Genomic DNA, 19,689 nt, shown 5'->3' on the forward strand with positions numbered 1-19,689 from the left:
CCTGTTTTGAAATCTTATTGCTAAGACCTCGCACTCTGGCGTATTGTTTCGTATCACACTGTTCAGTTTTCAAAGGCCATGCCGTCTCGCGACGACTTGTATATCTTACCAGACTCATCCGGGCTTGTCAAGCACTTTTTTGAAGTTCTTTTGACAAATCCCAACCGATTACTTTCCGTAATTCCTGGCTTGCCTCAACGGCTTTTATATTATAAGCTTTATCTCTTTACTTTGTCAAGAGAATTTTACAAAGAGATACGCATCTCTTGCCTCATTTCCATGGAGCCGTGTATTAACTTTCGTCCATATAAAGAATATTATGCAGCGCGCTATTTAATTTTACAACTTCTCTTCTTCATTCTGGTAAATTCATGCATTATATAGTATAATTTATAAAAGCAACAGATGAATAGACATACAGTCGCATCAATAGGAGATGGTAACATGATGAAGAAACAACTTATGTTGGCTGCCGCGGCTTTGACGGCGACGGCATGTATCGCCGGCTGCGGTTCGTCGGATAACGCCGGCGCCGCAAAGGAAAACGCCACGTTTATTGTCGGCATGGAACCGACGTTCCCGCCTTTTGAATTTACGGAAAACGACAAATACGTCGGCTTCGATTTGGATTTAGCCCAGGCCCTCTGCGATAAGATGGGCGTAAAGATGGAAGTCAAGAGCATGGGCTTCGACGCCTTGATCCCGGCCCTGAAGAGCGGCCAAATCGACATGATCGCTTCCGGCATGGATGCGACGCCTGAACGGGCCAAGCAGGTCGCCTTCACTACGCCTTATTTCTTTGACGGCTATTCCGTCGTCGTCCGCAAAGACAACACGACGATCAACGGCTTCGACGACTTGAAAGGCAAGGTCGTCGGTGCTCAGGTCGGCACGAAGCCCGTCGATATTGCCCAGGAACACGGCGCGGCAACGGTTAAGCAGTACGACGCCAACAGCCAGGGCTGGATGGAATTGAACAGCGGCACCTGCGACGCCGTCGTCATCAATACCTCCGTCGCGTTGTTCTACCTAAAACAAGGCGGCGACAAGGACTTGAAAGTCGTCGGCGAATCGGAAGTTCTCAACGACGGCCTGGCGATGGCCATCAGCAAAGAAAAGCCGGAACAGCTTGAAAAGGTCAACAAGGCCCTTGCCGATATCAAGGCCGACGGCACCTATGCTCAAATTTATAAAAAATGGTTTGGCGTAGAACCGCCTGCAGATAAATAATTTCTATGTACACGACGTATATTTTTGATTTTGATTATACGCTGGCAAATTCGGAGCAGGGCATCGTCATGTGCTTTGAGATGCTGTTTGCCGACGAGGGGTACGGCCCCGTTCCGCGCGAAGACATTTGCCGGACTATCGGCATGACGATGTACGACGCCATGGCCCGGCTGACGGGCGAAACGAATCCGGAGCGAATCGAAGAGCTCATCTACCTGTATAAAGTCCGCTATTCCGACTATTACATGGTAGATAATACGCATTTGTACCCGCAGACAGTGCCTATGCTGCGCCGCTTGAAGGCCAAGGGGGCGCGCTGCTGCATCGTGTCGTCCAAGACCCGGTCGCGCATCAATCAGACCATTGAAAAGGAACATCTGGAATCGCTCGTCGACTGCGTCATCGGCATGGAAGATGTCAGCGAGGCCAAGCCGTCTCCCGAAGGAATTCAGCAGATTCAGCGGCGCTTCAATCTCGCGCCGTCCGACATCTTATACGTTGGTGACAGCCTTATCGACGCCGAAACGGCCCTTCGCGCCGGCGTCGATTTCGCCGCCGTGACGACGGGCACGACCGGCGCTTCCGCCTTTGCCAGTCTGCCTCACGTTCAAATCATGCAGGATTTAAGCGAACTTGCGTAATTTTACTTTGTAAGGGGTGTTCAACATGAACAAAAAATATCTTTCCATACTCGCCGCCTCTGTCGCCGCGGTGTCTCTCTTCACCGGCTGCGGCAGCGATTCTGCGGACAATAAAGGCGCCGCCAGCCAAGAAAAAGTGCTCATCGTCGGCACGGAACCGACCTTCCCGCCTTTTGAATTTACCGAAGACGGCAAGGACGTAGGCTTCGACATCGACCTCCTCCAGGCTATCAGCGATAAAATCGGCTACAAGATGGAAGTCAAAAATCTCGGCTTCGACGCCTTGATCCCGGCCTTGAAGAGCGGCCAGATCGACCTCATCGCCGCCGGCATGGATGCGACGGAAGAACGGAAGAAGCAAGTCGATTTTACCGACGTATACTTCAGCGGCGGCTATACCGTCGTCGTCCGCAAGGACAACACGGATATTACGGGCTACGAAAGCTTGGCCGGCAAGACCGTCGGCGCCCAGGTCGGCTCTCGGGCGGCCTTCTACGCCAAGGAACACGGCGCAACGGTCAAAGAATTCGACACGAACAGCCAGGGCTGGATGGAACTGGAAGCCGGCACGTGCGACGCCGTATCGATCGACAGCGCTGTCGCCATGTATTACTTAAAACAGGGCGGCGACAAGAGCCTGAAGCTCGTCGGCGATTTGATCAAGGACCGCAACGTCGCCATGGCCGTCAGCAAAGAAAAACCCGAATTGCGTGAAAAGGTAAACAACGCATTGAAGGAATTGAAAGCCGACGGCACGTACGCCAAATTATACAAAAAATGGTTCGGCACAGAACCTGCGCTTTAATAGAAACGGCCGCAAGGCAACAAAAAAACTCCCTTTCGGGAGTTTTTTTGTTATCTGCACCGCATTGCTATGCATCTGTTTTTGCTTCTCCGGCAATAGACCGCAAATCCTCATCAGGAACTATGATGAAGCGCACCGGCAAGTTTGCCGCCCCCGGCGGCATAAACCGAATGTTCATATCCGTTCCGGCCTTAAAGGTATCGACGTACTGCATGCTGTACACGTCCTCCTTGCCAATGCTGAGGGCATGGGGAGGAAGCTCGACGATTTTCCGTACCTCGTCCTTTTTTCCCTGATTATACGTGACTTCCATTACGCCGGCATATTCACCGCCCTGGGGATTAAAGTACAAATGCAGGTCTCCCTTCCCCTTCGTGCGCAGTCCGATACGATATTCAACGCCGTAATTTCCCACGTTGACAGACAGGCGGTTGTCCATGACGTCCCGCCCCACTAAATACCGGTCGTCTTCGCCGCCGACCTTGATATAGGCCGGACCGTCTTTCGGGGCGTAGGAAAACAAGGCATCCCACTCCCGATCCTTGCCAGTAAACGTACCGCGCAGCTTAACGGAATCGCTGGGCAGGTATATCTGCTTCTGCACGAACGCAATGGGGTCTTCTTCCGACGGCACCATGATTGTCGACACATACATGGGCGACGGAAGCTCTACGTCGACAATGCCGGAAAAGAGCTGACCCCGCCAAATGACGACGTGGTCCAGCCGTTCGCCCAGCAGCGCATACCCATGGGCCGGGACGCTCACCGTATGGATCGTCTCGTCGCCTTCATAATACATCATCGACAATGTCTTCCCGACGCTGTAAATAGACGAGCTGGGCCGGGCGTACTGGCATCCTTTGACGACGGCGTCGACAGGCTCGTCCGCCGGATTATAGGCCATGACGACGACATTGCACGTCTCCCAGCTCTGGTTCATGTGATAAAAATAGACCCGGCAATCGCCGCTTACCTTGTCGCCGTATAAAATCCCCGGCCGCTCCGGATATTCCGGGCTGTCGGAAAAAATCAGCGTCCCCGTGTCGACGGGGTCTTTCATTGCAATATGCTTCATGGGAAAGCGCACGACTTTCCCCATCACCGCCGGATCGGCCGGGTCGGCCGCGCCTGCAGAACCCCACAAGGCACCGGCCATCAGCAGTCCCGCCGCAACGGCTCGATATAGTTTCTTTACGTTCATCCTATCTCTCATTCCTCAATTTGCTTTGCCATATCGGAAATCTTTCGAAACCGATGGGCAAGGCCTGATTTCGTCAATCCCGACAACGTCGCCAGCTCACTCATGGACGCTTCGGGATGACTCATGCGCAGCTCCGCCGCTTCCTGCAGCTTAGGCGTCAGGCGCAGGTACAAGCCCGAAGCCTGAAGCTTTTCGATATCTCTGCGCTGGCGTATGGCCGCATCGACGGTTTTCTGCAAATTTGCCGTTTCGCAGTTGACGACGCGGTTGACGTTGTTGCGCATTTCCTTGACGATACGGACGCTTTCAAATTTCATATAGGCCTGGTCAGCCCCAATGAGCTGCAAAAAGGCTGACACGCCGTTTCCCTCTTTTATATACACGAGATAATCGCCCTTGCGGTCCGTCATCTTGGCCGGCAGGTGAAACCGGCACATAATTTTAAGCAGCTTCTGGGCAAAGGATTCGTTTCCTGTCAAAAGCTCCAGATGGTAATCTCCCTTAGGCTGGTTGACGGAGCCTCCTCCCATGAAAGCTCCCCGCAGAAAGGCCCGCTGACAGGCTGGATTTTTCAAATCAATAGCCGAAAATTCCTTGTCTTTCGGGAACAGCGACAGCTGCTGCAGCGTTTTCGTGCTGGCAAAGGACGGCGGAACGCGCAGTATATAATAATTTTTCTTGCGCAGCCGCAGGCCCTGGCGCACGCGCACTTCCGGACGAACGGCAAAGGATTCCATCCACATCTTCAGGGCTTTGCGGGCTACGGCGTTGTTCGATGTGCTGAATTCGATGCCCACGTGCCCGCGGGAGCCAAGCATCAGGGACCCGCCCATGCACAGCAGGGCCGCCAATTCGGCATAGCGGCAGGCGGCGTTTTCCGGCTTGCAGTGGGCAATCTCATTTTTAACCTGTTCAGCAAAGGACATAGGGTATGCCTCCTCTAGCGGCGTCTTAAATTGCGCTTCAACTCATACCGCTTCAAATAATAGTGGAGCAGCTCCGGCGACAGGTCGGTCCGCAGGGCGTTGATCAAATCGAAGAGAACGTTCGCCAGTTTTTTCGGATCGTGGGTCCCGCCTTTTTCAGCGTTTACCAAATCGGCAGACAACAGGGTCGCCCCCAATTCACCGACGCGCCGCTTGTCGATGACGACGGGCTGGGAACCAGCGTCGGCATACCGCTGCAGCACGGCCGTGTCGATATCGCCGCTGTTAGCGATGACGAAATCGACGATTCCCTGGCCGGCATGCTGGTTGATGGCCTTGACGTGGTCTGACACGGTGTAGCCGTCCGTTTCCCCAGGCTGGGTCATGACGTTGCAGATATAAATCTTCTTGGCCTTGCTGGCCCGCACGGCCGCCGCTATATCGGGGACGCACAAATTCGGCATGATGCTGGTGTACAAGCTTCCCGGTCCCAGCACGATGACGTCGGCGTCCTGAATCGCTTCGACAGCCGACTGAATCGCTTTAGGCTGTTCAGGCGTCGTAAACACCCGCTTGATTTTGCCGTGGGCGTGGGGAATCTGCGATTCGCCGCAAATGATCCGGCCGTCAGTCATTTCCGCGTTCAGCTGTATCTTTTCCGCCGACGCCGGAATGACCTTGCCGCGGACCTTCAAGACCTTGCTCGTCGCATCCATGGCTTCTTCTACGTCGCCGAGGACTTCGATCAAGGCGGCGATAAATAAGTTGCCGAAGCTGTGGCCCGTCAAATTGCCGGAACCGCCGAAGCGATGGGCAAAGAGCTTTTCCATCAGCCCTTCCTTATCGGCCAGGGCGACCAGGCAGTTCCGCAAATCGCCGGGAGCGATGATATCCAGATCCTGCCGTATGCGGCCCGTCGAGCCGCCGTCGTCAGCTACAGTAACGACGGCCGTCAGATTATACGTTTTGGTCTTCAACCCACGCAGCATGACCGACAGCCCCGTGCCGCCGCCGATGACGACGACCTTCGGCCCTTTAGCCAGCTGCAGATTGGACAAGATCAAATCGCTGATGTTTTCCGACTCGTTGGGCATGACGACGCCCAGCATCGTCCGGATGAGCCGGCGCGTCGCCCATCCCATGAGGAACAGGCCCGACGCGATGACGAGGATGCCGATCGTCGCCAGCACCGTATAGTTATAATGGCCGGTCATTTCATACAGCAGGCGGAACATCCACTCTTCAACCTGCCCCAGCCATTGGTAGTTAAAGGTCAGGACCAGGCCGAAGCTGGTCGCCATCATTCCCAAGCCGAAAAGAAACAGCCATCGCTTGATATGCAGTCCCGGATGCAGCCATTTAAAAAAGCGCATACTCCGACACCTCCATTACATTCCTTCGTAGCCCGGCGCGTCTTCTTCTACGTCGTTTTTATACAGATCCCGATGCTCGATGGATACGTCTACGCCCGTTTCTTTCAAGTGCTTGTACAAGGCCTCGGCCATGCAGACGCTGCGGTGCATGCCGCCGGTGCAGCCGACGGCGATGACCAGCTGGCTCTTTCCTTCCCGTTCGTAGTTGGGCAGCAGGAAATCGATCATGTCAAACCATTTTTCCTTGAAGGTCGCCGATATGGGAAAGCTTTCTACGTACTCGCGGACGGCGGGGACGCGGCCCGACTTATTCCGATATTCTTCGATGTAAAAGGGATTAGGCAAAAAACGGACGTCTTCGACAATGTCGGCGTCGATGGGCATGCCGTGTTTAAACCCGAAGGACACGACCGTAACATTCATGCCCTTCCGCCCTTCGCTGATGGCGTATTTTTTCACCAGCAGCTCTTTCAGCTGCTTCGGCTTCAAATTCGTCGTATCGATGATGAAATCAGCGTGCTTCCGCAGCGATTCCAGACGCTTCCGTTCTTCTGCAATCCCCTGGCTCAGCCGGCTGTGCGGCGCCAGCGGGTGCAGGCGGCGCGTTTCCTTGTAGCGGCGTACGAGGGTCTGGTCCGATGCTTCGATAAATACGATTTCATACGAAACGCCCTGAGCTTTCAATTCTTTCAGCGACTGGCTCATGGCGTCGAAAAACTCTCCGCCCCGTATATCGGCGATGAGGGCCACGTGACGGACTCGTTCGCCGCCCTTCATGCATAGTTCGGCAAACTTGGGAATGAGGACGGGAGGAATATTATCAATGCAGAAATAGCCCATATCTTCCAATGCCTGTACGGCCTGGCTTTTTCCGGCGCCAGACATGCCGGTTACGATGATCAGATGGAATTGGTCCATAAGAGCCTCCTTGTCTATAAAACGAACTTCTCAATCACCTTGGCGACGCCGTCATCGTCGTTGCCGGCCGTGACGTAGTCCACGACGTCCTTTACGGCCGGCGAGGCGTTGTCCATGGCGACGGCAAAGCCCGCCTCTTTCAGCATATCGACGTCGTTCGGCGAATCGCCGACGGCCATAATCTGTTCGACAGGCACCTGGAACAGCTCGCCCAGGCGATGCAGGCCGATGCCCTTATTCACGCCCTTCGGCATGATTTCCAAAAACGTCGGGTCGGAAAACAAGATAGTAAACCGCCCCGGCATGGCCTCTTCGATGATATCCCTGCGCCGTACCAGCTCATCGTGCTCGCCGCGGCTCAGCAGCTTATTGGGCGCTCCCTGGGGCGTATAAAAATCGTCGCCGCAGACGACGGCCCGGCAATGGGTAATGCGTTCGTAGTCCTGAATCCATTCGTCGTATTCGGCCACACGCAGCACGTCGTCGATGTAGGTCTGCATCTGCCAGCCCATTCGTTTCGTCAGGGCCAGCAATTCCGCCGCGTCCTGCACGTCAATGGCCTGTTCAAACAGCTTCCGTTTCGATTCGACCGTCTGGATCAGCCCGCCGGCATAGAGCACCATCGGAATATCTCCCAGGCCCAGCAGCTTGCCGTAGGGACTGGCCGTCGCATACATGCGGCCCGTGGCGATAGCCACGACGACGCCGCGCGAGCAGGCTTCCTGAATCGCGCCGAGAGTCCGCGGCGATACGGCAGAGTCGCTGCGCAGCAGCGTGCCGTCCAAATCGAGGGCAATCATTCGTATCTCTGATTTCGGCGTATTCATTGTACGTCTCCTTTCTTCCACTCGAAGGGCTGACCGCCCGTTGACGGCGCCAGCTGGGACGGATATACGCCGGCCAGAGCCAAATCGTCGGCAAAGGCCTCGGCCAGCCGGTCTATTTTCTTCTGCTGTTCTTCCGTCGCCTGATTCCGATTGCGCAGGGCCGCTTCTACCATGGGCACCATTTCAAACCGGGTCAGGGGATAGGACGGCGAAAATTTCGACAGGTCGGCGTCGGTCAGGCCGTCCTTCGTCAACTCGTATACGTACTGATATTCCCAAGAGTTTCGTTCCATCGCGTCAAAGGGATTGGGCGCGTAGGGATTATAGGCTCCCGCGCCGCCGGTCAGCAGCACGGCCGCGGCTATGAACAGCAAGGCAATTCGCTTCATTCTTCCATACCTCCATAAAATAAATATACTCCCTGCCGGGTCTAACTGCGTCGTCATACCTGAAAGAGAGCATATTCGTTCCTATTATTCTTCTGCTTTTGCGTCTTCCGCAGGCGGTTCTTCCACCGGCTTAACCGCTGCGTCGTCATCTTTTTTGCTGTCTAAGGCCATATCGTCCAGCAGCCGCAGCTGGCTGGTCAAAATAGCCCGGCACTTTTCACGGAACGCCCGGGTCTGGGCGACAACCTTGTCTAATTCCTGCTGCGAGGACTGCAGGCTCATCGTCGTTTCGTTCAGCATCTGCTTTTTCTTATTCGACGCTTCCTGCAGGATGAGTTCTGCTTCCTTGCGGGCCGTAACTTTGACGTTTTCCGCCGTCTGCTGGGCGAGCATCAGGGTGCTGTTCATCGTCGATTCCATCTTTTCATACTGCGTCAGCTTATCCTGCAGCTTGTCACACCGTTCTTTCAGCTCGCAATATTCGCGATAGACCTTTTCATAGTCGGCGGCAATGCTTTCCATAAAAGCGTCTACGTCTTCTTCACTATATCCGCGGAATCCCCGTTTGAATTCTTTATTATGAATATCCATTGGTGTCAGCATGACGAAATTCCTCCTTGAACCAGATCTACTACAACCCAATACGCCTTACATATAGCGCTTCAGCAGCACGCCGATGCGCCCCTTGCGGGACGTCCCCGTAATCTGCGCCAGTTCCATACGGCCCTTGCCGCGCAGGGAGATGACGTCGCCTTCCTGCACGTCCTGAGACGGCCCCTTTGCCGGCTGCCAATTTACCTGCACGCGGTCGCCCTTAATCGCTTCAGCCGCCTTCGTACGGGAAATGCCGAATCCCGACGACGCGACGGCATCCAGCCGCAGGGACGCTACAGTCGTCTTGATTTCCTTTACCTTTTCCTGCCGCGGCGCAATATCGCTCAGCGGCATTTCTTCGACCGTTACGGACACCATGGCCACCTTGGTGAAGTTCTGCTTCAGATACTGCAGCAGCGCCGTATCGGCCAGAATGACCGCGCCGTCGTCCTGCATGATGATATCGCCGAAGCGTTCGCGGCCAATGCCCAGTCCCATGAGGGAGCCCAGCACGTCGCGATGGCTGAGAAGGCGGTAGCGGGAATCCCATTTGACGCGGCAGGCCGTCAGGTTAAAATCCACCGGGCCGTCGTAATCGGCGCTGACAAAGGCCAGCTTTACCCGTTCCGCCCCTTGATAGCCGCCGAAGGTACGCAGTACCAGCGCCGGCGTATGAGCCTGAATCGTTTCGCCGATCTGCACCGCGCCGGGCGAAACGAATTCGCTGACGGCATAGGGACGGCCCTTGGCGGCGCTGTCGGCCAAATCGATCAGCCGGGCCGCCAGTTCCCCGTTATCCGTGCCTTGGTAATACCGAATAATTCTATCTCTGTTTTTCACAAAAATCCCTCGTTATGTCTTACTTCTGCGGCGTGTCATCGCCGTTATTCCAGGCCAGCTGCGCCGCGCTGAAATCGCCGTAGTCGTGCTTGCTTCTGTCGACGGTCACATTGCTCGGGACGCACAGGAAAATATCCTTGCCGACCTTCTGGATGTTGCCGTCGAGAGCGTACGTCGCGCCGCTGATGAAGTCTACGACGCGCTTCGACACGTCGGGAGCCGTCGATTCGAAGTTGATGACCACGGGCTTGCGTTCCCGCAGGAAATCGGCGATGCTCTGCGAATCGTCAAAGGTTTCCGGTTCGACGATCATCATTTTCAGGGGCTGCGCCGGCTGTGCGCCGTATCCTAAGGCAGGACGATGGGGCGCAGCGACAGAGCGGCGGTTCTGCCGTTCTTCCACAACGTCTTCTTCGTCTTCGAATTCATCCGTTTCGAAATCGTCTTCGTCGTTTACTCCGCTAATAGAATTCGTAACCTTATTCCAAACATCTTTCAATCCCATGTCATATCCTCCTTAGTAATTACGCGCGCCGAAGATAGCCGTGCCTACGCGGACTACGTTCGCGCCTTCTTCAATTGCTATTTCAAAATCATGGGTCATGCCCATAGACAGATACTGAACCTGGCCTTCAGGGAATTTGAGCTTCATGTCGTCGTACAGCGCGCGAGCAATGCGGAAGATGGGACGAACGTCCTCTACCTGCTCAAAATTCGGCGCGATGCACATCAGCCCCCGCACGCGGACGTTAGGGAGCTCGCCGGCCAATCGGCACAGGGCGGGAAACTCTTCCACTTCCATGCCGAACTTCGTTTCTTCTCGGGCCACGTTGACCTGCAGCAAAATATCCTGAACCTTGCCGATCTTTCCGGCTTCCTTGTCGACGGCCCGCAGCAAATGCTCCGAGTCGACGGAATGAATCAAATCAAAGTGTTCGACGGCGTGCTTGGCCTTATTGGTCTGCAAGTGACCGATCAGATGCCACGTCAATCCATTATCGGGAAATTCCTTCTGTTTCTGCAGAGCTTCCTGCACACGGTTTTCACCTACGTCGGTAATACCGGCTACGGCCGCTTCTTTCATGAATTCGACCGGGTGGTTCTTCGTCACGGCAACCAGCGTAATCGCATCGGTTCTCCCGACGCGGGCGGCTGCTGCGGAAATCCGCTGCCGTACGGCCTCAATATTATCCTTAATCAAGCGTAATCCCTCCGTAGCGCCCATAGTTTCAGTAGGGTACATGACTTACTTCATAAAACATTACACTGTTTCTATTATATATATTTAACGCTGCAAATGCTAGTAATTTTTATAAAAAATTCTCACTCCGTCCCTTCGCCTTCGTCAACCGCCTCCGAGTCCCTTAAAGAACGGCAAAAGCCGCCATGCGGCCCGTGCGGCCGAAGTCCCGCCGGTAGGAAAAAAATCGGTCGTCCTCCTCGTATACGCACGAAGGAGAGACGTCTATGTGATCGGTCAGAAGTCCCGCGTCTGTCAGCAGCTGCCGCGCGGCCTGCTTCAAATCGATCGTCCGCCGGGCTCCGCGGCCGATGCAGCAGGCATAGGCAGGCCCCATGCGTTCTACGGCCTGGGCGAAGCCTTCGCTGATTTCGACATGGTCCGCGCCGGCGCAGGGGCCGACGTAGGCGTACAGGTCGGCGGAAATAGAACCGTATACCAGTTCCATGGCCAGGACCATTTTCGCAGGCAGCCTCGTCGTCGTTTCCCGCAGGCCGGCCCGTCCGACAGCGCAGGCATGATGGGCCGGATCGAACAGGATGACAGGAGCGCTGTCTGCAGTAAAAACGGCCAGGGGCAGGCCGGCGCAGTTTGTCATCAAGGCGTCTGTATGAGCCAGCTCCGTATGGACGCTGCCGGCGCCGCAGCCGGCTTCGGCAGGGCCGACAGCGACGATGTGGCCTTCGCCGGTCTGGCGGCACGTCGTCAGCTTCGTCAAATCCATGCCGACGGCCTGACACAAGCGGCGGCGGTTTTCCAGCACATGCAGCGCGGCGTCCCCAGTCTGAAACGACAGGTTCAGCGATTCATAGGCCCCCTGGCTCACGCCGCCGCAGCGGCCCGTCGCGCCGTGACGCAGGCCGGCCTGCCGCAGCAGACGGCTCTGTTCCCAACCGAGGCCATCGCGGCTAATCCATTCCGTCGCCATCGCCGCCTCCGCATACGTGACACCGCCGGCAGCCGTCGAAACACGGTATGGTAAACGCGCCCTTGCGAGCCAGCTCCAGCTCTCTCACCAGGTAGTTCGCATCTAAACCCATATCCAGCACGCTCCACGGCAATACGGCGTCTACAGGCCGCTCCGTATACAGGAAATCCTGTACATCGAAGCGGAGCTCTTTCACGGCCCGCTTCCAGCCCTTTACGCCGCCGTATTGGTGGGCCAGGGCCAGCAATTGGCCGACTCTCCGGTCGCCGCGGGCCAGCACGCCCTGAATATAGCATTGCCGCAGCGGCTCGGCCAATATTTCGATTTGCTTATCCTTGTCCAAGGCCTTCTTTATATAAGCCAGCCGTTTTTCGACGGTCTTCTGGTCAGTCATGGCCATCCACTGGAAGGGCGTACATGGCTTAGGAATAAAGGGATTGATGCTCAGAGTAATCTTTCCCTTATTGCCGATAGAAGCCATATGAGCCTGCACGCGCCTGGTCATCGTCACGATGCCTTCGATATCCTCGTCTGTTTCCATTGGAAGGCCGATCATGATGTACATGCGGACGTGGCGGATGCCGGCAGCCGTCGCCAAGTCGATGGAATGGAGCAGGTGCTCTTCCGTAATCCCTTTATTGATGATGTCGCGCATGTGGGTGCTGCCCGCTTCCGGCGCCAGGGTAATCGTCTTTTGGCCGCTTTCGGCCAGCCCCTTAACGATGGCCGGCGTAATCGAATCGGCCCGCAGGGAGGCGCAGGAAAACGCCAGCCCCTGGCTGCGGATAAATTCGACGAGCTCGTCGATATAGGGATAGTCCGATATGGCTGCGCCCATGAGGCCGATTTTCTTGCCCAGGCGTTTGCCCCTCAGCACGGCTTCCTTCACGTATTCCAACGGCCGCACGCGGGGCCGCCGGTAGCAGTAGCCGGCCATGCAGAACCGGCAGTGCCGGCCGCAGCCGCGGGCGATTTCAATGAGGTACATCGCTCCGAATTCCGTATGGGGCGTCGCCACGACCGTTTCTCCCGGCCCGGTAAGCTCCCGCCACTGCCGCCGTACCGACGCCGGCGCGCCGTCTTCCGGGACGATGGCCCGCAAACGGCCGTCCCCGTCGTATTCGTGACGATACAGGGACGGCACGTATACGCCGGGCACCTTCGCCAGCCGCCGCAGCAGCGCCTGCCGGCTTTCCCCAGCCTCGCGGCCCGCCGTGTAGGCGTCTAAAAAAGAATGGATCAGCCCTTCGCCTTCTCCGATCAGACAGACGTCGACAAAAGGAGACAAGGGTTCGGGATTAAAAAACGCTACGGGGCCGCCCATGACGACGAGAGGGTCCATTTCCTCCCGATCCGCAGCCAGCACGGGCACGCGGCCCTGCTCCAGCATAGCTGGAATATTAAAATAATCCATTTCAAAGCTAACGGATAAGCCGATGATTTCAAAATCACAGAGAGGCCGGCCGTTTTCCAGGGTCAGCAAAGGAGAGCGCTCTTTAGCGTACAAGGCAGCCAATTCTTTATCGGGAAGGAAGGCCCGTTCGCACAGCCAGTCGGCCCGTTCGTTCACTTCGCGATAAATGATCTGCATTCCCAGGTTGCTCATGGCGACTTCATACGTGTTGGGGTAGCAAAGGGCCATAGCCCGCCGCGTGCCGAAGGGATACTTGTAATATCCCGTCTCGTCAGCCAGGCGCTCGGCTAATTTCCGTTCAATCTGCCAGCTCATGACATGCTCCTTTCTCTCATCGCCGTCATCCTCTCGTACCGCGGTTATGGGTATAGTTCGGCAGCAGCTTCGGCGACGGCGTCCCGTTTTTCACGTGGGCCGCCTCCCGCTCTTCTTCAAAGCGCTGCACGTGCGCTACCGTCAGCGCCCCCAGAGACGCCGTCCGGCTGTAGGCCGCCGCTTCCCTGCCGGCAATGCGCCCGAAGACGATGATGTCGAGGAGGCTGTTGCCCATCAGCCGGTTCGTCCCGTGAATGCCGCCGACGTCTTCCCCTGCCGCATACAGGCCGGGAATCTTCGTCGCGCTGCGCTCGTCGATGCAGATGCCGCCGTTTTGATAATGAAGGGTAGGATATACTAAAATAGGCTGCTTGCGGATATCGATACCGAACCGCTCGTACATATGAATCATCGCCGGCAGCCGCCGCTCCATCGTCCCTTCGCCGTGAATCATATCTACCATTGGCGTATCGAGCCACAGCGCAGGCCCGTGAAGGGCATGGACGCCTTTATGGCGGGCCAGGCATTCGCGGATAATCGACGCCGCTACGACGTCGCGCGTCTCCAGCGGATGCAGGAAGGCTTCGCCGTCCTTGTTGACCAGCATCGCGCCGAGGGAACGGACCTTTTCCGTCACCAGGGCGCCGTAAATCTGCGGCGGATAAGCGGCTCCCGTCGGATGATACTGTATCGCGTCGGCGTATACCAGAGGCACGCCGGCCCGATAGGCCAGCACCAGCCCGTCTGCCGTCGAGCCGTAGTGATTGGACGTAGGAAATCCCTGATAGTGCAGCCGCCCGGCGCCGCCCGTGGCGATGATGACGCTTTTCGCCCGGACGACATGGTATTCCTGCGTATCGAAATCATACAATACGGCTCCGGCCGCTTTGCCTTCTTCATCTAAGATGAGCTCTACAGCCGGCGAATATTCCAGAACTTCTACGCCTTCGTCGCGCACCTCGTCGCGGAGGACCCGCATGATTTCGGCTCCCGTATAGTCGCCGCAGGCATGCATCCGCTTGCGCGACGTGCCGCCGCCGTGAGTCGTGACCATCGTGCCGTCGTCGTATTTATCAAACATGACGCCCAGGCCGCCTAGCCATTGGATCGCCGCAGGCCCCTGCATGACGAGGCATTTCAGCAGTTCCGGCACATTTTTGAAATGCCCGCCGCCCAGAGCGTCTAAATAGTGGATAGCCGGCGAATCGTTTTCCTTATCGGCCGCCTGAATGCCGCCTTCAGCCATGCCCGTGTTGGCGTCGCCGAGACGCAGCTTCGTCGCCAGCAGGACGGACGCGCCGTGCTGGCGCGCTTCAATAGCCGCCGCGGCCCCGGCGCCCCCGCCTCCGATGATGAGGACGTCCGTATCGTGCTCGATATGGCTCAAGTCAAAGTCCGCGCCGAGAAGGCGGCTCTTTCCCTCCAGAACCGCCGCCAGCTCGCTGGGCACCTTATCGCCTGTATTGGGGCCGACCATCAAAATAGAAAAATCCTTATGGCTGTAATCGGGATGATAATTCCGCAGCAGCTCCTGCTTTTCCTGAGCCGTATACCGGCGCAGCTCCGCATACAGGCGCTCGTTCCGCGTAGCGTCTACGCAGGCCTGCGACGCCAGCATTTCTTCTGTATATTTCATGGTGCCGCCTACCTTTCCATGTCCCGCGCTTCATACAGCCGGTGAATTTCTTTATCGGACAAATGCATAAAACGTTCCAGTTCCTCATCGTACAGCCCAGCCTCAATATCCTGAACCCGCTTATCCAGGTGGGCGCTTTTTTTCGCGATATACCGGCCCGTCAGGCGGCGAACCATGAGGCTGACTGCGCTGTGGCTGATCTTTACCGGGCAGCGGGAGGCGCAGATATCGCAGGCGACGCAGCGGAAGGATTCTTCGGCGCAGCCTTCGTAATCGCCGCGCTGGGCCAGGGCGATGTACTTCATGACGTTGATGCCCTGGGGGCAGCTCTTCGTACAGGCGTTGCAATGAATGCAGTTGTAGATTTCCGGGTAAAACTGCCCTACGACGTTGCCAGCCAGGGGCAGATTGTTGATATCGTAATCCTTTTTATTGATGGGAAAGGATTCCAGGCGTCCAACGCACATCCCCTCTTCTACCTTCGTCTGACAGGCCAGGGCGGAATACAGCTTCGTCTCGCCCTGAATGCGGTACACGACGGCGCAGGCTCCGCAGAACCCGCTGCGGCATCCGCAGCCCCGCACGAGGCGGAAGCCGGCGTACTCCATGGCCCGCATGATCGTTAAATCATCAGGCACAGTGCATCGTTTTCCCAATATATACAGGGTAACCATATGATGTTTCGTAGTCATATATGCTCCTTTTCTTTTAATGCAACCAGCTCTGCCGCTTCCTGCGGCATGAGGTGTGTTTCATTATACCATACTTCGGCCGCCTGCAACAAAATCGATTTTCCCCTGCCTGCCGCAGCTTTCACGCCGCAACCATAGAGGCACTCCGTCTAAAGGAAACGCCAAGCACGGAATGCATGCTTGGCGTTTTTTTCCTGCCTGTTCAGCAGGTACATATTCTATTAGGCTAATACTTCCAGGAGGCAGTCGCCGCTGATGATGGCCTGGCCCTTGGTGACGTAGATTTCGCCGATAGTGCCGTCGATAGGAGACGTAATGGTCGTTTCCATCTTCATGGCTTCCGTTACGACGAGGTCGTCGCCTTTCTTGACCTTCTGGCCCGGCGATACGAGGACGTTGACGACGGAGCCGGACAAGGTCGCGCCGATATCGCCTACCTTAGACGGGTCGGCTTTGCGTCTCGTCACGGTCTTCATGTCGACGCTCTTATCCTGTACCTGGATTTCACGTTCGACGCCGTTGAACATGAACGTAATGGTACGCATGCCGCTTTCGTCGGGGTCGCTGATGTTGATCATCGTGATGACCAAATCCTTGCCCTTTTCGATTTCAACGTGGATTTCTTCGTTTTTCTTCATGCCGAAGAAGAAGGTCGGCGTATCCAATACGCTTACGTCGCCGTACAGCTTGACGTTTTCATTGTAATCCTTGAATACTTTTTCGTATTGGCAGTATGCGTTGATATCTTCGTCTTCATGCTTGTAGCCTGCGCCAGCCAGCTTCTTGCGGACGGCTTCAAAGTCTACGGGAGCCAGGCTCTTGCCCGGACGTTCCGTCAACGGCTTGCGGCCCTTGAGGATAATCTTCTGCAATTTTTCCGGGAAGCCCTGATAGGGAATGCCCAAGCGGCCTTCAAAGAATTCTACAACGGACTGCGGGAAGTTGAGGATATCGCCCTTTTCGTAGACATCTTTTTCCGTCAGGCCGTTCTGCACCATGAACAGCGTCATGTCGCCGACGACCTTAGACGACGGCGTTACCTTGACGATATCGCCGAACATCATGTTGACGTCGTGGTACATCTTCTTGATGTCGTTCCATTTTTCGCCGAGGCCAACGGCTTTCGCCTGCTGACGGAGGTTGGAGAACTGTCCGCCAGGCATTTCATGCTGGTATACTTCCGTGTTGGGGAACGGTTCGGCCTTGTCTACGCCCTTGTAGTACGGACGAACTGTCGCCCAGTAGCGGGACATTTCTTCCATGGCGTCGATGTCCAGATCGGGCTGGCGGTCGGTGCCGCTCAACGCATAGTACAGCGTGTTCATGCTCGGCTGGCTCGTGCCGCCGGCAAAGGACGAGTAAGCTGCGTCTACGATATCGACGTTGGCAGCCACGGCGCGGCTCAATGTCGCGACGCCGTTGCCCGAGCCGTCGTGCGTATGGAGATGGATCGGCAGGTCGACCGTTTCTTTCAGAGCCGAAACGAGGCGGTATGCCGCTTCCGGCTTGAGCAGGCCGGCCATATCCTTGATGGCGATGATGTTTGCGCCGGCGTTCTGCAGTTCCTTCGCCATGTTGACGTAGTACGCCAAATCGTATTTCGTGCGGGAGCTGTCGAGGATATCGCCGGTGTAGCACAAGGCGACTTCGGCGATCTTGCCCGTTTCGCGGACGGCCTGAATCGTGCCGTACATGTTGTCCAGGCTGTTGAGGCTGTCGAAAATACGGAATACGTCGATGCCGTTTTTCGCCGACAGTTCGACGAAGTTCTTGACGACGTTGTCCGGATAGCTCGTGTAGCCTACGGCGTTTGCGCCGCGGATGAGCATCTGGAGCAAAATGTTCGGCGCTTTTTCGCGCATCTGGCGGAGACGTTCCCACGGATCTTCATAGAGGAAGCGGTAAGCGACGTCGAAGGTCGCGCCGCCCCAGCATTCATAGGAGAAGAACTGCGGCAGCTTCTTGGACGCCGTTTCGAGAACGCGGAGCATATCGATGGTGCGGACGCGGGTAGCCATCAGGGACTGATGGGCGTCACGCATCGTCGTATCCGTAACCAAAACTTTTTTCTGGTCGAGAATCCATTTAGAGAACTTTTCCGGCCCCATGGAATCGAAAATCTGCTTCGTGCCGGCCGGATACTCACCTGCTACAGCTGTCGGCATTTCCAATCGTTCGAATTCCGGTTTTTCCTGATGGCCAGTGCCAGCATAGCCGTTAATCGTCGTGTCGCCGATGTATTTCAGCAGCTTCGTGCCGCGGTCCTGTACGACGGGCAGGTTAAACAGTTCCGGATGGTTGTCAATGAAGTTGACATTGTACGAACCGTCTACGAATTCCGGCGATTTCAGCACGTTGATGAGGAAGCCGATGTTCGTCTTAACGCCGCGGATACGGAATTCTTTCAGCGTACGCAGCATTTTCTGCACAGCCCCTTCATGGGTCAGCGCATATGTCGTAGCCTTAACGAGAAGGGAATCATAATACGGCGTAATAATCGCGCCGGTATACGCATTGCCGCTGTCGAGACGGACGCCGAAGCCGCCGCCGCTGCGGTATACCATAATTTTGCCCGAATCCGGCATAAAGTTGTTCATCGGGTCTTCTGTCGTAATACGGCACTGGATGGCATTACCTTGGCAATGAATCGATTCCTGCGACGGAATGGCAATTTCCTTGCTGTCCAGCGCATAGCCTTCGGCCACTTTTATCTGGGTCTGCACAATATCGATACCCGTAATCATTTCCGTGACAGTATGTTCTACCTGTACGCGGGGGTTAACTTCGATAAAGTAGAATTTTTCATCAGGCGTAACGAGGAATTCGACTGTGCCGGCATTGACATAGTTGACGTTCTTCATGAGCTTGATCGCCGCGGCGCAGATGTCATGGCGAAGCTTTTCCGACAAGGAGAAGGCCGGAGCGATTTCGACTACCTTCTGGTGACGGCGCTGGATAGAGCAGTCCCGTTCGAACAAGTGGATGACGTTGCCGTGTTCGTCGCCCATGATCTGGACTTCGATGTGCTTCGGATTGACGATGCACTTTTCCAAATAAATTTCGTCGTTGCCGAATGCCAATTTAGCTTCTGACTTTGCCCGGTCATAGGCTTCGCGCAAATCAACCATGCGGTTGACCATGCGCATGCCGCGGCCGCCGCCGCCGTTGACGGCTTTGAGCATGATGGGGAAGCCTTCTTCGCGGGCGAATTTTTCGACTTCTTCATAATTCATAACCGGGCCGTCGCTGCCGGGAATATACTGGATGCCCGCTTTTTTAGCCTGAATACGGGCGTTGATTTTATCGCCGAACATGATGAGATGTTCGACCTTAGGCCCAATGAAAATAATGCCTTCTTCTTCGCAGCGCTTCGCCAAATCAGCGTTTTCGGACAAGAAGCCGTACCCCGGATGGATTGCGTCTACGTCGTGTTCATGGGCAATGCGGATAATATCTTCAATATCTAAATATGCATCTACCGGTTTCTTACCTTCCCCAACCAGATAGGATTCGTCCGCACGGAAACGGTGCAGAGACAGCGAATCTTCTTTGGAGTAAATAGCTACGGTGCGGATTCCCAGCTCGTTGCAGGCACGGAATACGCGGATAGCGATTTCCCCGCGGTTGGCCACTAAAACCGAACGAATTTTTCTCATGAAAATACCCTCCTGAGTAATGATTTACAGTACATAACAATGAATGATAGGTATATTACCTTTT

General features: G+C 55.8%; 18 protein-coding genes. 3 read left to right on the plus strand and 15 right to left on the minus strand.

The genetic code is table 11. The features are described from left to right. Nucleotides 1-444 precede the first annotated feature (444 nt). Genes OCV58_RS02030 through OCV58_RS02040 form a run of 3 tightly spaced genes read left to right on the plus strand, consistent with a single transcriptional unit; the run spans nt 445 to nt 2,676 of the window. A complete protein-coding gene (locus OCV58_RS02030; RefSeq protein WP_095629874.1) occupies nt 445-1,230 on the plus strand; it encodes a basic amino acid ABC transporter substrate-binding protein in 786 nt (261 codons plus the stop codon). Nucleotides 1,231-1,235: 5 nt separating this feature from the next. Then, entirely contained in the window at nt 1,236-1,871 is a 636-nt protein-coding gene (locus OCV58_RS02035) for an HAD family hydrolase (RefSeq protein WP_087478247.1), read from the plus strand. Between the two features lie 25 nt (nt 1,872-1,896). Continuing rightward, on the plus strand, nt 1,897-2,676 hold the full coding sequence (locus tag OCV58_RS02040) for a basic amino acid ABC transporter substrate-binding protein (RefSeq protein WP_087478246.1): 780 nt from the start codon (nt 1,897-1,899) through the stop codon (nt 2,674-2,676). A gap of 67 nt (nt 2,677-2,743) precedes the next feature. Here the strand turns inward: OCV58_RS02040 and OCV58_RS02045 are convergent, their stop codons facing one another. From OCV58_RS02045 to OCV58_RS02115, 15 genes are all read right to left on the minus strand, one after another. Then, nucleotides 2,744-3,877 (minus strand): hypothetical protein, encoded by a 1,134-nt coding sequence (locus tag OCV58_RS02045; protein ID WP_095629875.1) that lies wholly within the window; start codon nt 3,875-3,877, stop codon nt 2,744-2,746. A gap of 8 nt (nt 3,878-3,885) precedes the next feature. Further along, nucleotides 3,886-4,803, minus strand: a complete 918-nt coding sequence (whiA, locus tag OCV58_RS02050) for a DNA-binding protein WhiA (protein ID WP_087478244.1) — start codon at nt 4,801-4,803, stop codon at nt 3,886-3,888. A 14-nt stretch (nt 4,804-4,817) separates the two neighbouring features. Continuing rightward, nucleotides 4,818-6,176, minus strand: coding sequence for a gluconeogenesis morphogenetic factor MgfK (locus OCV58_RS02055; RefSeq protein ID WP_154876774.1), 1,359 nt, complete (start codon nt 6,174-6,176; stop codon nt 4,818-4,820). 15 nt (nt 6,177-6,191) lie between these two features. After that, nucleotides 6,192-7,094, minus strand: coding sequence for an RNase adapter RapZ (gene rapZ, locus OCV58_RS02060; RefSeq protein ID WP_087478242.1), 903 nt, complete (start codon nt 7,092-7,094; stop codon nt 6,192-6,194). A gap of 14 nt (nt 7,095-7,108) precedes the next feature. Next, nucleotides 7,109-7,921 (minus strand): Cof-type HAD-IIB family hydrolase, encoded by an 813-nt coding sequence (locus OCV58_RS02065; protein ID WP_154876776.1) that lies wholly within the window; start codon nt 7,919-7,921, stop codon nt 7,109-7,111. Next, entirely contained in the window at nt 7,918-8,310 is a 393-nt protein-coding gene (locus OCV58_RS02070) for a hypothetical protein (RefSeq protein ID WP_087478240.1), read from the minus strand. Before OCV58_RS02070 ends, OCV58_RS02065 begins: the two co-directional genes overlap by 4 nt. Before the next feature lie 84 nt (nt 8,311-8,394). Continuing rightward, nucleotides 8,395-8,913 carry a DivIVA domain-containing protein gene (locus OCV58_RS02075; RefSeq protein ID WP_198947432.1) on the minus strand — a complete coding sequence of 173 codons (519 nt, stop codon included), beginning with the start codon at nt 8,911-8,913 and terminating at the stop codon, nt 8,395-8,397. Nucleotides 8,914-8,958: 45 nt separating this feature from the next. Next, nucleotides 8,959-9,744, minus strand: a complete 786-nt coding sequence (locus tag OCV58_RS02080; protein ID WP_154876778.1) for a YlmH family RNA-binding protein — start codon at nt 9,742-9,744, stop codon at nt 8,959-8,961. Nucleotides 9,745-9,763: 19 nt separating this feature from the next. Further along, nucleotides 9,764-10,249, minus strand: coding sequence for a cell division protein SepF (locus OCV58_RS02085; RefSeq protein WP_095629879.1), 486 nt, complete (start codon nt 10,247-10,249; stop codon nt 9,764-9,766). Between the two features lie 12 nt (nt 10,250-10,261). Then, nucleotides 10,262-10,945 (minus strand): YggS family pyridoxal phosphate-dependent enzyme, encoded by a 684-nt coding sequence (locus OCV58_RS02090; RefSeq protein ID WP_154876780.1) that lies wholly within the window; start codon nt 10,943-10,945, stop codon nt 10,262-10,264. 163 nt (nt 10,946-11,108) lie between these two features. Further along, a complete protein-coding gene (locus tag OCV58_RS02095; protein ID WP_154876782.1) occupies nt 11,109-11,912 on the minus strand; it encodes a purine nucleoside phosphorylase YfiH/LACC1 family protein in 804 nt (267 codons plus the stop codon). Further along, complete coding sequence (locus tag OCV58_RS02100; RefSeq protein ID WP_154876784.1) at nt 11,893-13,641, minus strand: radical SAM protein; 1,749 nt, start codon at nt 13,639-13,641, stop codon at nt 11,893-11,895. The genes OCV58_RS02095 and OCV58_RS02100 overlap by 20 nt, the downstream gene beginning before the upstream one ends. A 25-nt stretch (nt 13,642-13,666) precedes the next feature. After that, entirely contained in the window at nt 13,667-15,277 is a 1,611-nt protein-coding gene (locus tag OCV58_RS02105) for an FAD-binding protein (RefSeq protein ID WP_095629882.1), read from the minus strand. Between the two features lie 8 nt (nt 15,278-15,285). Beyond that, the gene (locus tag OCV58_RS02110; protein WP_239477981.1) at nt 15,286-15,969 is read right to left on the minus strand and encodes a 4Fe-4S dicluster domain-containing protein; all 684 of its coding nucleotides are present in this window, start codon (nt 15,967-15,969) and stop codon (nt 15,286-15,288) included. 221 nt (nt 15,970-16,190) lie between these two features. After that, nucleotides 16,191-19,625 carry a pyruvate carboxylase gene (locus OCV58_RS02115; RefSeq protein ID WP_087478232.1) on the minus strand — a complete coding sequence of 1,145 codons (3,435 nt, stop codon included), beginning with the start codon at nt 19,623-19,625 and terminating at the stop codon, nt 16,191-16,193. Between the last annotated feature and the right edge of the window lie 64 nt (nt 19,626-19,689).

This window comes from Megasphaera stantonii, from assembly GCF_025567065.1.
Lineage (GTDB): Bacteria > Bacillota > Negativicutes > Veillonellales > Megasphaeraceae > Megasphaera > Megasphaera stantonii.